The organism is Oleiphilus sp. HI0043, assembly GCF_001634935.1.
The window spans coordinates 74,438-88,714 of record NZ_LWEY01001057.1 but is presented as its reverse complement, the minus strand read 5'-3'; the positions used below and the strand labels follow the sequence as shown (position 1 = coordinate 88,714).

At 45.2% G+C, this 14,277-nt stretch carries 14 protein-coding genes; 4 read left to right on the top strand and 10 right to left on the bottom strand.

Translation table 11 applies throughout. The features are described from left to right. The first annotated feature begins 16 nt into the window (after window positions 1-16). Window positions 17-1,039, top strand: a complete 1,023-nt coding sequence (locus tag A3729_RS11590; protein WP_068633865.1) for an extracellular solute-binding protein — start codon at window positions 17-19, stop codon at window positions 1,037-1,039. Window positions 1,040-1,209: 170 nt separating this feature from the next. Here the strand turns inward: A3729_RS11590 and A3729_RS11585 are convergent, their stop codons facing one another. From A3729_RS11585 to amrB, 6 genes are all read right to left on the bottom strand, one after another. Further along, entirely contained in the window at window positions 1,210-1,569 is a 360-nt protein-coding gene (locus tag A3729_RS11585; RefSeq protein ID WP_068513323.1) for a type II toxin-antitoxin system RelE/ParE family toxin, read from the bottom strand. After that, window positions 1,559-1,834: a hypothetical protein gene (locus A3729_RS11580; RefSeq protein WP_068513326.1), complete on the bottom strand. Its 276-nt coding sequence runs from the start codon at window positions 1,832-1,834 to the stop codon at window positions 1,559-1,561. Before A3729_RS11580 ends, A3729_RS11585 begins: the two co-directional genes overlap by 11 nt. Window positions 1,835-1,960: 126 nt before the next feature. Further along, window positions 1,961-3,109, bottom strand: a complete 1,149-nt coding sequence (chrA, locus tag A3729_RS11575) for a chromate efflux transporter (protein ID WP_068513329.1) — start codon at window positions 3,107-3,109, stop codon at window positions 1,961-1,963. An 87-nt stretch (window positions 3,110-3,196) separates the two neighbouring features. Next, window positions 3,197-3,553, bottom strand: coding sequence for a hypothetical protein (locus A3729_RS11570; protein WP_156494819.1), 357 nt, complete (start codon window positions 3,551-3,553; stop codon window positions 3,197-3,199). 71 nt (window positions 3,554-3,624) lie between these two features. Further along, window positions 3,625-4,179, bottom strand: a complete 555-nt coding sequence (gene amrA, locus A3729_RS11565) for an AmmeMemoRadiSam system protein A (RefSeq protein WP_082880337.1) — start codon at window positions 4,177-4,179, stop codon at window positions 3,625-3,627. A gap of 29 nt (window positions 4,180-4,208) precedes the next feature. Next, complete coding sequence (amrB, locus tag A3729_RS11560) at window positions 4,209-5,009, bottom strand: AmmeMemoRadiSam system protein B (RefSeq protein WP_068513332.1); 801 nt, start codon at window positions 5,007-5,009, stop codon at window positions 4,209-4,211. A 202-nt stretch (window positions 5,010-5,211) separates the two neighbouring features. Between amrB and thpR the strand changes: the two genes are divergently transcribed. Beyond that, the gene (gene thpR, locus A3729_RS11555) at window positions 5,212-5,727 is read left to right on the top strand and encodes an RNA 2',3'-cyclic phosphodiesterase (RefSeq protein ID WP_068633863.1); all 516 of its coding nucleotides are present in this window, start codon (window positions 5,212-5,214) and stop codon (window positions 5,725-5,727) included. 2 nt (window positions 5,728-5,729) lie between these two features. On the opposite strand, the gene recQ is transcribed toward thpR, so the two are convergent. Continuing rightward, entirely contained in the window at window positions 5,730-7,928 is a 2,199-nt protein-coding gene (gene recQ / locus A3729_RS11550) for a DNA helicase RecQ (RefSeq protein ID WP_068633861.1), read from the bottom strand. Between the two features lie 257 nt (window positions 7,929-8,185). Here recQ and A3729_RS11545 point away from each other — a divergent pair, with 257 nt between their 5' ends. After that, the gene (locus A3729_RS11545; protein ID WP_068509688.1) at window positions 8,186-8,800 is read left to right on the top strand and encodes a hypothetical protein; all 615 of its coding nucleotides are present in this window, start codon (window positions 8,186-8,188) and stop codon (window positions 8,798-8,800) included. 82 nt (window positions 8,801-8,882) lie between these two features. Next, entirely contained in the window at window positions 8,883-9,899 is a 1,017-nt protein-coding gene (locus A3729_RS11540) for a medium chain dehydrogenase/reductase family protein (RefSeq protein WP_068513341.1), read from the top strand. Between the two features lie 55 nt (window positions 9,900-9,954). Here the strand turns inward: A3729_RS11540 and A3729_RS11535 are convergent, their stop codons facing one another. The 3 genes from A3729_RS11535 to A3729_RS11525 all read right to left on the bottom strand — a co-directional run bounded on the left by A3729_RS11535 (window position 9,955) and on the right by A3729_RS11525 (window position 14,211). Beyond that, a complete protein-coding gene (locus A3729_RS11535; protein ID WP_156494821.1) occupies window positions 9,955-11,148 on the bottom strand; it encodes a hypothetical protein in 1,194 nt (397 codons plus the stop codon). Between the two features lie 104 nt (window positions 11,149-11,252). Beyond that, window positions 11,253-13,586 (bottom strand): EAL domain-containing protein, encoded by a 2,334-nt coding sequence (locus A3729_RS11530; protein ID WP_068633857.1) that lies wholly within the window; start codon window positions 13,584-13,586, stop codon window positions 11,253-11,255. Then, window positions 13,576-14,211, bottom strand: coding sequence for a methylamine utilization protein (locus A3729_RS11525; protein ID WP_082882087.1), 636 nt, complete (start codon window positions 14,209-14,211; stop codon window positions 13,576-13,578). Before A3729_RS11525 ends, A3729_RS11530 begins: the two co-directional genes overlap by 11 nt. Window positions 14,212-14,277: the final 66 nt, after the last annotated feature.

Here is a 14,277-nt window from a genome sequence, read left to right as displayed (position 1 = left end):
CCGAACGGACATAAACATGAGACTTTTTCGACCACTTAAACTGCTGGTGATAAGTATTAGCCTTCCTTTCTGCTTCACCCCCGCTCAAGCCGAAGAGCTTATGGTGTACTCATCGCGTAATGCGAGTTATCTAACACCGATGTTCAATCGCTACGCTTCTGAATCAGGCGTTTCGGTCAGCTACATCATTAACAACAGTAGTGAAGCACTCATCCGAAAGCTCGAAGCTGAAGGAGAGGAAAGTCCAGCGGATATCTTCCTAACGACAGGCGCACTCAATCTGTCACTGGCCTCTCAAAAAGGCGTGCTTGCCAGTATCTCTTCTCGTATCCTGAAAAAAACACTGCCTGAACACCTTCGTTCAAAAGATGATGACTGGTTTGCAATAGCGAAACGCGCCCAGGCGATTGCTTATCACCCTGAAAAGCTTAGCGAATCTGAACTGCAGACTTATGCCAACACCTACGCCGCTCTCGCCGATAGTAAATGGAAAGGCAAGCTGTGTTTACGCTCATCAAGAACTGAGTATTCCCAATCACTGCTAGCAGACCTAAGCCACCGTTATGGCGAAGCAAAAATGCAGACGATAATGAAAGGCTGGGTAAGCAATCTCGTCCATTCACCTATGTCGGACGACTTGGAATTATTCACTGCACTGGAAACAGGAGCTTGTGAGCTAACAATCGCCTACTCCTATTACTTGCCTCGTCACCTTTTGACTCACCCGAATTCTAAAATAGAACTCTTCTGGCCTGAACAGAAAGACGGCGGTGTGCATATCGACATCACCGGCGCAGGCGTCGTAGCCGATTCCGACAATAAAGAACTCGCGCAAGATTTTTTAGAATGGATGCTATCTAAACAAGCACAACCCCAATACTCTCGACTCAGCATGGAATACCCGGCTCACCGAAGAGTCTACCCGGACCGAGCTGTCGCCAAGCATGGAAAATTTAAAGAGAACAAAACCCATGTTGAAGAGTTTTCGCCTTATCAAAGCACTGCGAATGCTATCGCGAGGAAAGCTAGGTATAAGTAAGCAATGTCTGGCTAGGGGTATGAAGTTTTCAATCGTAGCCTGTTTTTAACAGACATGGTCGGCTTGGCCGTTAAAGTGCCACAGGCACACCTAATAGGCCATTATCAATATGGCCTCATTGTCCTGATTTAAGGCTGTCGCAGATTTTTGACTTTGAGCACGCAGCTTTATTAAATTACCGATAACGGGTTAGCCAATATCTCCTTGAGCCTATTCGGCGTATCCATTCTTACACCAAGTATACTTATGACACCTACCCCACCACTTTTAAGCTCCTTCAGGTAAATCACCTCATTCTCATAACGAGTAAAATGAATACTTTCAGTTGTGATGTCTGAGATCATATCAAGAGGAAAAACTCGGGGTCTTAAACCATTGTGTTTACCGGTGTTTGAAATTTCATCTATAGCGTCAAAAAGCCCATCAATATACTTGTCAGCTTGGTTTTCTCCAAATCGTTGAAAACCATAATCCCAAATACTATCTAGCTGAGCCATGGCTAAAGGGGAGTATTTAGCTTCAATCGTCATTTTTTAGGCCATTTCTTTTCAAAGCTCTATTTTTAAATTCATCTCGTTTTATTGGTTTAAATTCGCTTTCTTCAAATCTCAAGCCTTCATTTAAAGAAGACCTAACACGTTCCCACTTAGCCGAATCTTTCCGCTCCATATCTCTACGAATAAGATCTCGTAAATACTCACTGGGAGTCTCATATTCTCCGTTTAAGCCGGTACATTCTTCTAAGTGGCTGCGTAAGCTGCCAGAAACTCGTAACGTAACATTTGGGTTGGCCATATAATCATCCTCAAGTTGCACATATATATATTAATAGATAGTGCAACCTTTGACTAGAAATACATTGAAGAAGAACCCTGGCAGTGGAAGTAACGATTGTTTAGTGGCTTTGCTTATTACACTACTTTATGAAAACCAAGCACGTAACAAACCATAAACAAGAACCAATAGAATGATCCGAATAATTGACAGTTTGAAGGAACGCAGTAAAACAAAAATACTTGCGACAACGGCCATATCTATAGGCTCTTTTACAGAAGTAATAAATACAGGGCTATAGAGCGTTGCTGCTAATAAACCCACCACGCTTGCATTAACACCCACAATGGCACCCGACACTCTTGGATGCTCGGCCAAAACTTTCCAGTGTTGGTTAAACGCTAAGACAAGTAAGAACCCCGGCAAGAAAATCCCCAATGTAGCAATAAATGCGCCTATTAGCGGGCTCTCGTAACTCATCGCCCCTAAGTACGTTGCGAAAGTGAACAAGGGCCCTGGCAACGCTTGGGCGACCGCATAACCGGTGATAAAGCTTTCATGTCCTATGGATTGGGCGAAATAATCTTGTAGTAAAGGCAGCACCACATGGCCACCACCAAAGACTAAACTACCAGCGAGGAAGGTTTCAGAAAACAAGGCAAAGCCATCTAGAGCGCCGGATAGGCACACAACGAAGAGCACAATAAAAAATAATGTACTGAATGAAAATGACAAACCGATACGGCCAGCTTTCTCTACAGACTTGCTACGTAAAGAAAATAAACCAAACATTGCGGCAGCCGAAATACAGAGTATTTGTACAAACGGAATGGGGAAAAGCCATATGATGAGGCATGTAACGAATGCCAGTAGTTGCGTTGTTTTAGTTTGGCAAAAGGACTTCCCCATCGATAATACTGCGTCAGCCACTACCGCAACTGCAAGTAACTTAAATGCGTGAATAAGAGAATCTAGAATAGCGTTGGAACCAAAGCTCGTTAAACCCACGGCTACTAGCAGCATGATTAGGAAAGAAGGCAGGGTAAACCCTACAAAAGCCAAGACTCCTCCAAGTAAGCCCATACGATGAAGGCCTATAGCGAATCCTACCTGACTAGATCCGGGGCCAGGTAGAAACTGGCTTAAAGCGATTAGCTGGCTATATGAAGATTCGGAAATCCACTTTTTGTTTTCAACGAAGGTTTTACGAAAGTAGCCTAAGTGAGCGGCTGGCCCACCAAAACTAGTGCAACCTAAGATAAAGAACTGGGTAAACAACGATATCGCGTTTTTCATAAGAGCTAAGAAGAATAAGATAAAGTGGAAAAATGATATTTAGGGCCATGATATTTAGACTAAGAGTAAAAACGCCTGCTTTTACTCTTAGCCCAATTGTCGCTCGACATAATACAGCCCTTGTTTATATAAAGGCTTTAGATTTTCTTCTGACACCCAGTTGTACTTTGCGCAATATATTTCCTTAAACTTTTCGATATTGTTATGCGCTTTAAAGTTGGTCGCCAAAACAAAAGCTGTGTCATGGGCGTATTTAAGCGCTGATAAAAACAGTTGATTATATTCGTCCAGTTCCGTGGCCGAGAGAGTTGGGTATTTTTTAGCGAAGCGTTCCTGTGTTGATACCTGCCAGTTCTTACCAAAAGCCATGGCTAACTGAAGACCTTCATTCAGCATGTCGTTTTTTTTGTTGGGACGCTTTCTAGAAAAAAGTGATGATAACAAAAGGACTCTCCGGCAGGGCTTAATTGCGAACAGTCATAAATACTATCTTAATAAGATCCTTATCTATAGGGCTAATCACCAAAACTCTCTACAGTGTAACGTTCAAGTTCTATTGATTCATTCCAATAGTCCAACGTCAATCCAGCTTTGGCTTTAAGGTGATTTAAAAAATCAGACTTATCTGGCAGCTGCTCCCAGACAGAGGGTAGAAAAGTTGCTCTTCGATTACCTAACGTCAATATCAGGCCATCTATACCGACACGTAGTTGAGATAGTAAGTCTTGCTCTGAATTCACCTGCATCGGCTCTGGGGTGCTTAGTACAGAAATATGATATTGGAGTTTCTCGTATTCGCTCTGTGACATAGGCGAAAAGCGGGAGTCATTAAATGCTGCACGGTAAGCATTCTCTGCAATATCGAGCACTAGAGGCCGATAAGCCTGAAGAGAACCTATACAGCCGCGTAATTCTCCGCTAATTTTCAATGTAACAAAGCTGGCAAACTCTTTTACTAGCTCAGCATCATAGTCACCCATTTGAACGGACAAAGGCCTACCGTGATCTAAACCATGCCTGATAGATGCTTGTGCTATAGCGATCAGTTGCTGCTGATGCTGTTCATTCAAGGCCTTTCTCCTTTTATAAATACGCTAGCTTAGGAAAAACTCCAAGCACCGTAGCCAACCACTCTATCTTTATCTCCAGCAGTATCACCTGAATTACACAGTGCCAAGCGATGCGGCGTCAGATCACGTTTTAGTGCTATTTGAAGTAATCCATTCACCGGGTTTCGGCCACAGGCATCGTCATATTCAATCAAGTCTGCCTGAAGCGTGTCGATAGCTTCGGCAGTCTTGCTATCCTTTTTACTAGCGACTTCGTAGCTCAGAAAATGACTCAGGTCAGAACTGATGACAAACAAGGTATCTTCGCCACCCCATAAGGAATCAATCACCTTGGCAACCTGATGCTTATCCGCATCTCCAACAACTAAGGGAAGCAAACTGAAGTCGCCTAATAGCGCTTGTAGAAAAGGTAATTGAACTTCGAGGCTATGCTCCTGAAGGTGGGCCTGGTCAAGCGTTTGAGCTAGCCCCTTAAGCTCAAGTTTTTGGGTCGCTAGGTAATCAAGTTCGATCATTCCCAAGGGAGTCTCATAGCTATGGAAGTGGCTACTGGCCAAACCTTTAAAACCATAATGATGGGATGGCCCCAAGAGAACGACTCGTTTGATTTTATCGACATAGGGTAGCAAACTCGCGTAAGCCGAGGCAGCGACCGCACCTGAATAGATATACCCTGCATGAGGCACGATAATCGCTTTTGGCTGAGCTGCCGGTACTTCTGGCAAGACCGACAAGGCGATTTTCATACAGTCATCAATATTAGCGCGCAGCTGCTGCGGGTTGGACGGGTAAAACTGTCCTGCCACGGCAGGAGAACGACTCAAATTCATAGGTGAAGCCCTCCGTTTGTGCAAGGGAAATCGACTCGGCACATTGAGATTGACAAACTTAACCCCAATACTGATAAGTATAGAGGCCATTGATAAAAGGAAAAAGTAATTAGCTAGCAGAATCAAGGCAAAGCTAAGTGCCCGGCATGTGGCGCAGACTGTCCGGGATATTTCTCACAAGATAATGAATAGTGGAAAAGCTATGAGGCTCTTTATCGCAACCCCCTTATCAAATACAACACAAGCTGAAGTGTTACAGTATCAGCCGCCAACAGCTGAGGGCGCTCGCTTACTTCGCCCTGAACTCTTGCATATGACCTTACAGTTTATTGGTGAAGCAGAGCCTAAGGTGGTCAGCCAAGCACTGCAGAATATCCAATTCAATGCCTTTAGTACTCACTTCACTCAAACCGGAGTCTTTTCCCCTAAAAAGAGTAAGAACATTTTATGGCTCGGGCTCGCCCTGAATGATGACTTAGCTCGGCTGCAAAAAATGATTAGCCACTCACTACGCGAAGCGGGCATCAAAATCGACTCCCGTCTGTTCACCCCACATATCACGTTGGCGCACTGTAAGCACAGTATGGATAAGGCCTATATCGACGCATTCGTCAATCAAGAGCCCATCGCCTGGCCTTACCAGATTAATCAATTTCACCTATATCGTAGCCATAATAAAGGCGGGCAACTGCACTATGACATTATAGAGAGCTACTAGGTTTAAACCTCTGTATCGCTCAAACATACCGCGTAACGTATCTGTTCCCAGTCATAGCCCTCACCCAAGGCCTCGAATACTGGTTTGATTCGTTCAGGCTTGTTCAAGCTTAGCCATTGTGCCTGAATACCCGCTATTTGTTCTGGCGATATCATCGTACTGACATCAACGTCTTCCCCATGAAAAGCCAGACGATATATATGGCTAATTATCGTAGACTTACTTAAACCTCTCGTTTTGGCGATCTCATTGGGTGACTGCCCTTGCTGATAGAGCGAAAAGGTCTCTCGATGCGTATCGCCTAGTTTCGCCATAGTAAAGTCACTACGCGCAGGTTTAGGCGGCAACTTTTTCCGCACAGGCCCATCAATAAGTAAGCGATCACTCTCATCAACCAATCTGGATATTAAGGCAACGAAGGGTTCACCATACTTCTCACACTTATGATCCCCCACACCGCTGACCGTCAAGAAGGCGGCTAAGTTCCCAGGCTTAAGCCGAGACATATCTTTTAAGCTTGCATCTGAAAAAACGGTATAGCCCTGAACTTTATCCTTCTGCGAAATTTCTTTTCTGAGCCCTTTTAATGCCTCAAACAAAAGATGCTCAGCCTCGCTAAGATCGGCGTGCTTGTTCACTTTTTTCTCAACCTGATTGATTTTTGAATCTACAGGCTCACATAGCTGAACTGTCTTATCTCCTTTCAAAACAGCCATCGATAAGTCCGTCAGATGCAGTGTACTGCCTTGAGAAAAGTCGAGTGATAGATAGCCGCGATCAATCAGCTGTGTAATGTAGTGAGACCAGTCTTTCCAGGCGATGTCCTTACCTGCGCCGTAGGTCTTGATAGTATTTAGACCCGACTCCAATACCGCGCGACTCGATGAAGCTCTCAAGATATCAATTAACATATTAATACCTACAGCCAAATTGCGCTGCTGAACTCTAAAGCAAGCAGACAGGGCTTTCTGAGCGATGACTGTGCCATCGAAGCTTTTGGGTGGATGAATGCAGTGGTCGCAGTGCCCACAACCTTCTTCTCGATGCTCACCAAAGTAATTCAGAACAAAATTGGTACGACAAGAAAGCGTTTGGGTAAACTCCCAAAGCCGGCTAAGCTTGGCTAATTGCACTTGTTTGAAGCGCTCATCGGCATCGCTATCTTCGATAAAGCCTGTCAGGGTTTTCATATCACCAAAACCTGCAAACAGTAGCGCTTTGGCCTCTTCGCCATCTCGCCCGGCACGGCCCATTTCCTGATAATAGCTTTCAATATTTTTTGGCAGGTTATAGTGAATTACCCAGCGAATATTCGGTTTATCGATACCCATACCAAAGGCGATGGTAGCGCAGACTATCTGGATATCATCACGCAAGAACTTGTCTTGCACCTCTGCCCTACGTTCACTATTCATCGCTCCGTGATAATGCTCGGCAATGTATCCGGCATCACGTAATTTCGCTGCCGTTTCTTCGGTACTGCGGCGGCTCAAGCAATAAATAATACCGGCTTCCTTGCCTTGCGTTTGCAGAAACTGGTAGATCACCTGAATTCGTTTTTTAGCTGGCAAGACCTCTATTTCAATATTTTTACGCTCAAAACTGGATACAAAGGTCTCGCAGTTGACCAAGCCTAGTTGCTGACGAATATCTTGCTGTGTCGCAGTATCTGCGGTTGCAGTCAAGGCGGCTACCGGCACATTGGAGAACAAACGTATCAGCTCGGTTAGGCGAGTATATTCAGGACGGAAGTCATTCCCCCATATTGAAACACAGTGCGCTTCATCAATGGCAATTTGCACGATATTCAAACGACTCACCCAATTCAAAAAACCTCTTGAAACAGCGCGTTCGGGTGATACATATAAAAGCTTAAGTGCACCACTTTCCGCTCGGGTTCGAATCATCTGCTCCTCATCACTGCTGCAGGCACTATTTAGCGCCTCAGCTTGAATACCGCTAAGTTGAAGTGCTGAGACTTGATCCTGCATTAGTGCGATAAGAGGTGAGACAACAATACTCAAACCGTCCAGCATGACAGCGGGCAGCTGGTAACAAATAGACTTACCACCACCGGTAGGCATAATCACCAGGCTAGACTGGCCCTTAAGTGTACGTTCGATGGCACCCGCCTGATTGAGGCGAAAGGCATCATAGCCAAAGTAAGATTTTAGGGCGTGAAGCGCCGTGTCCATATTCATAGGTCGTTCTCCTGAAAGGGGCTGTGATTCTTAACTTCCCTTTGGGCATCATGAGGAGACACGTCGGGCAGGTCTTTCCAATTTATCGGCATCGCAAATTCCTTTTGCTAATGATTGAATTCACGAGAAGCCTAGCAAATATAGTGGGTCGCATGCAAAGTCGGCCAACACGATTTACATTACAATAGGCCAAAATATTAAACGCCATTCTGGCAACTAAACTAGATGGAACACCTCCTAAATGCTAAAGTAAGCAGATGCTAACTTCCTATAAGCCAATAACGCTAATAATAAAGCGCTCAATAGTCCTATTAGCACTGTTTTTATCAGCTTGCGCCAGCTTTGATCAGACCAACATTAAACCCGGTCAGCGTGTTGATGGCTTTACTTTCTCTTTTGAAGTGCCTACAGAAACACCCTGGTTTGCAGTCGTATATGGCACAAGTCATCGTCTGAAACTCAGCCAATTAAACCAAGACGATAGTTACTCCATTCTAGTCACCTTAACTCGCGGCCCAAGAAGCGGTATGTATTCGAGTGCCAACGCGCACTTACAGGCACTAAAGCGCCACCTGCAATTAGAACGGCAGCCAAAAGGTTTAGTCCTCCATCACCAGGCACAAGCCATTGATACACGCTATGGCGAATTATGCATTCGTCAAACCAGTAATAGCGAAGACTGGCGAGGTCGAGCAAAGCCCGGCCCAGCGCTGATAGACAGTATCACCCTGACCTGTCCTCACCCCGGCTTCGCAAACGTACTAATCAGCACGACGCTAAGCCGACGCTATGAAACTCACGCAGCAACACTTGAACTAACAAACTACGCAGACCAACTTTTCGCTTCATTCGAGTTTGAACCAGATTATTGAAAACACCATTCCGAAAAGTAAGGGTTTTCTCATTCTCTGAACTGAGTTAGTTTTAGCACCAGTCAAGTTCAAGGAGCGCATCATGAAAAAAATCATCATAAGCAATAGCGGGAAAGCAAATGTATTACAAGTTCAAGAGGCTGCCGACCTGGTGGCTGGTGATAAGGAAGTTCGTATTGCAGTGAAAGCTGCGGGATTGAATTTTGCTGATATTTTGGCTCGACAAGGCCTCTACCCTGATGCGCCGAAAACGCCTTGTACCGTTGGCTATGAAGTATCGGGTGTCATTGATGCTATCGGCACAGGCGTAGATGAATCCTGGCTAGGCAAGGAAGTTATCGCCTTAACACGCTTTGGCGGCCAAGCTGAGCAAGTCACAGTGCCCCTACAACAAGTATTTGATAAACCAGAAACGCTCTCCTTCGAAGCCGCAGCAGCAATCCCCGTAAACTACCTTACCGCCTACCAATTACTCGTCGCGATGGGAGGCTTACAAGCTCATGAGAGCGTTCTCATTCACAATGTGGGAGGTGGTGTCGGTCTTGCTGCACTGGAAATCGCCAAGCATATTGGCGCTACAATTTATGGTACTGCTAGCTCAAGGAAGCACAAGTTCTTAAAAGAAAAGGGCTTGGATCACGCAATAGATTACCGTACCCAGGATTGGAAGAAAGAACTTCTCGCCCTCACCAATAGCCGCGGTGTCGACTTGATCACAGACCCTATTGGCGGCGATAACCTGAAAAAAAGTTACAGTGCCTTAGCTAACACCGGCCGACTAGGCATGTTTGGTATTTCCTCTGTGTCCGACTCGGGAATCAAAGGCAAGTTGAATATGCTTAAGATGATTGTGCAAACACCTTTTTATCACCCTTTTGGTTTAATGGATCAGAACAAAGGCGTATATGGTGTCAATATGGGGCATTTATGGCATGAACATAAGAAGATTGATATCTGGATGAAAGAGATACTAAAAGGCTATGCTGAAGGCTGGATCAAGCCTCATGTCGATAGCACGTTTTCCTTCAAGGATGCAGCCAAAGCGCATGAGCATATCGAGCAACGCAAGAATATTGGTAAAGTAATTTTAGTCCCCTAACTCACAATGAAAGCAAGGCTCTTCCATTTATTGGCTTGCTGAGCCTTCGCATATTCTAGAAGGTATACTGAGCCAACATACTGACACTAATAGAATCGCTGTCACGATAGACTTGCGGGCCCTCAAGTACGCGGTATCGCTTACCCTTAAGGAACAAGACTTCCGCCCCTAAGCGCAGCGCACTGTCTTCTTCCTGCCACATTAACGCTAAGGTATGACTACGCCCAAACTCGTTATTTTCTTGGTCCATCTGATCTTGGTCATCAATACCAAACTGGTCATAGCGATAGCTGATTCGATAGTCATTCAGACGGTAGGAAAACATGCCGTACAGGCTGTAGAAATCTATATCAATGCCAGGACCCGCTCCCATTTCAGAGCTGCCTTGAGAGGCTTCCGATAAGAACTCCCAGCCCTCACTAATACGCCAAGCCAAGCCAGCCATAGCAAAGCGGGTTTTCCAGGCATATTCTGCATGTAGAAGTGTCGTATCGCCCCGGTTATCGACCCAAGTGAGCTTTATATTCAGCTCATCCAAAGCCAGTGATGACCTCAGCGCATACCCTGGCCGACCATCAAGATCTAGACCAAAAGGTTTAGTACCGTCATCTCGCTGCCCCGCAAAAATCTGCCCGTATTGAAGGTTGCTGAGCTCAGGCAAGGCCAATACATCACCCAATACCGTGCGCTGACGCCCGTAAGTCCAACCTCTATAGGCCAACAAAGCGCCCATTGAATCATTACCACCAAAGATCGTTGCAGCTGCCGATAACTCTGGCCCACTATCAAAATGATAACGATAAGACATGTCTAAGCCGATAGGGTGAAACTCCTCACCTATCCAGCTATTGAGCGAAGAGTAGCTAATGGTATAAGGGGATTCCCAGAAGCGATCTATATTTTCCATTGAGGTCGGTAAGAAAAACTGGCCCAGCTTAACACTAAGCGCTTGATTGAAGTCGATATCATGACGATACCTTGCGCTCCACTCTATCACCCCAAGAGAGCGAACGGAGCTATCATTACTCGTACCTTGTGCTTGGATATGAGTACTCAATTGAAAGGCAGAAGAAGGCCGGTACCGATACTCGATATTTGATTCAAATAGGCCTGAAACCGAGCTATCCTGGTCACCCTGTCCAAAACGTCCCAGCCCACCATTGAGCCATGTATTTCCGCTGTCTTGATAGTTGGTAACAAGCGTCACATTGCCGATAAAGCGGTGTGGGCTATTCTGCTTTGCATGCACAAGTGCGCTGCTGATCAAAGCGACTAGAAGCAAGGCGGCACAGATAACTGAAGAGTGTTTTATTCTGAATGCTTTGTTTAGCCTTGTTCATCGAAAAAATAATGCTAGTACTCACTGTTTACATCATAGCCTTTAAACCAGGTAACAAAGTCTGCCGAGTTTTGTGGGCGAGAGATATAGTAACCTTGTAACTTATCGCATCCCCATGTTTCGAGTAAGGCCCAAGACGCTCTGTTTTCAACCCCTTCAGCAACGACAGTTAAACCGAGCTGATGAGCCATGTCTATCGTTGACTGGACAATAGCCTGGTCATATTTACTTTCATCCAGTTTCAAAACAAAGGCCATATCGATCTTTAGCTCGTCTACGGGTAAATCTTTAAGTTGGCTCAAAGATGAATAGCCTGTGCCATAATCATCAATCGCCAAGATAATCCCTTGGTCTCTTAATTGATTAAGCACTTTTAGGGCTTGAACCGGGTTATCAATCATCGCACTTTCGGTGACTTCAAGAATTAGCGAAGAAGTAGAGAGGCCGTTTTTCTCAAGCTCTTGCGCCACATAATCGGGTAGGTCATCGTTGGCCAGATCATAAGCCGAGAGATTGACTGCCATTTTTAGGTCTATCCCTTGAGTTCTCCAAGCAGCGGCTTCACGCAATACACTAGCAATCACCCAACGCGTTAGCGGTGGCATCAAGCCAGACTGTTCAGCAAGACCAATGAACTCTTCAGGTGAGATAAAGCCCAACTCGGGATGAATCCAACGAATCAATGCCTCAACCTGGGTGACTTTGCCTTGCTTAAGCTCCAGCTTTGGCTGATAGAACATGCATAAGGAATCTTGATCGATCGCCTCTTTCAAATCGTTGACCAGGCGCGTTTGCTTAAGATGCTTTTCATCACTACCTGGCTGATAAAGCAACAAAGCAAGCTTCTGCTCATTCGCTTCATTGAGCGCTATGTCCACACGCCTCATTAATTCATCAGTTCGTTGACCATGCTGTGGATATAAAACCACACCCGAGGTAAATGCAATGGGGAGCTTAAGCTCGTTTATTTGATAGGGCTCAATAATCGCTTCTAAAATTCGATTCGCTCGTGCAGATACTTCTGGTTCTGTATCTGCCTTGAGCAATAACAAGAACTCATCCGCCCCCAGCCTTGCAGCACTATCATCCTCACCCATCAGCGAAGAAAGGCGCTTGGCAATACTAATTAGAAGCTGGTCGCCGATATGATAACCAAAGGTCGTATTCACTTGTTTGAAGTGACGAACATTCACCTGCATCAGTGCAAATATGTCTGAATCACCATCGCTTTGCTCAAGCAGGGTTTCAATCTTCTCTTGTATCGAAGCGCGATTAGCCAAACTCGTCAAAGTGTCGTGAAAGACTTGATAGAGAATTTTGTCTTCTCGATCAGCGATGCCCCGCTGCATATGACTTAAGCTGTTAGCGAGTTTACCTATCTCGTTCTTCTTAAAAAGATCAAAATCAATTTCTCCCTTATAATCACCCTGGCTAATTCGTTCTGCCGCACTCACCAGCGTATTAACCGGTCGTGTAATATTTCGGGCAATAATAAAGGCAATAAAAGCCGATAGTAGCAATGCAACGGATGCAATAATGAGTATATGGATTTTTAGTGGTGAAAATTTGGCAATAGCCAAAGACAAGGAGGTACTCAATACCGCATTCACTTGATAATTATCAGCCTTCACCAATGAAGTCACCAGCGCTAAAAAAGACTCTCCCTGGTATGTCATGTGCAACCAGTCACCCTGAGTTTCATAGACCCTCATTGCTGCGTTAGTCTGCTCATCCAGAGTCGACAACTCAAAGCGGCGCTCATTGCTATCCCAACCCGAAAAGCTCACCTCCAGCGTTGTCAGCTCTTTTAACTGCCGAGCAAGCTTATCGTCAATTTGGAAACCTACGGCTGTCCAGGCAGACGTAACCGGCGCAAGTACCGGCAACATCAGAATTTGGTAGGGTAAGCCATCTAATACAACGGTTTGCATCAGACCGCCATTTTCCTCTGCTTCTGACAACAAGTGCTTAAAGGGGAAGTTCTGGCTTTTACCTGTGCTGGCAATCAAGTCACCTTCGAGTGAGGCGATCATCATCAAGTCAGCGCCTATTCTAGCCCCATGATTGTCGAGCACTGAGCCAATAGTTGAACGGTCCTGATCCAGCACAGCGGCTTTAAAACCAAAGTCTGAGGTCAGTACCTCAGCAGACTCGAACAACTGGTTACCTCGCAGCGCCAGTAACTGTTCAAAAACCTTTTGACCTACGACGAGCTTCTCTCTCGCCTGCTCAGCGACACTATTGTTAGTCGCTAATAACACTGCCGAAATCGTCATAATCGACGAGACAATAATTAAACTTAAAAAGGATAGTAGGATTTTTTTTCGCAAGCTCAAGTCAATAATCATCGCGATCCCTTCTATACGCTCTGAACTGACGTCGCGTCTTTTCCTTTTTGAGCTTCAAGGTAATCGTGACTGTTTCATGCTTACTATCGATAGCTTTTCTAACTAAACCGGCTTTCCCCTCTAAGCGAGGATGCCAAATGAGCAGTTCTTCAGCTGTCTGAGAAAAGGTAAGTTTGCCGCTTTCATCGCTCACACCATAATTAGGCCATGGTGACACATAGATATAGCCCAACATTGAGTCATGAATATTGCAACCTAGTGCCACTAAACCCGGCTGATTAAAGGTAATCGGCTGTTCGGGAACTCCTTGATATAATTTAATTTCAAACTTTTTGGGTTGGGAAAAGGAATAGACATGGTGACGGATATTATCACTATTGGGAAAGACAACCGCTTGCCCTTGGTCTATCGCCAATACATGAGGTACAAAGGCAATATCAAGCTGATCCATAATGGCCGGCGTTTCCTCTGCTTGCTCAATATTTCCTTCGGGTATCGCTACATAAGCGTCTTTAACCGGTTTACCGTTCTGATCAAGCACTAAAACCTCAAAAGCAGCTAAGGGTGTCGAACAGAAAACAAGTAAACTAATCATTGCAAAAACAAGTGGGTTAACACGGCTCACTAACACTCTCCAGTCGCTATAGAAGTCCTTAGACGCTGTTAATCAGTGTAGGTTCAAAAACCGGAA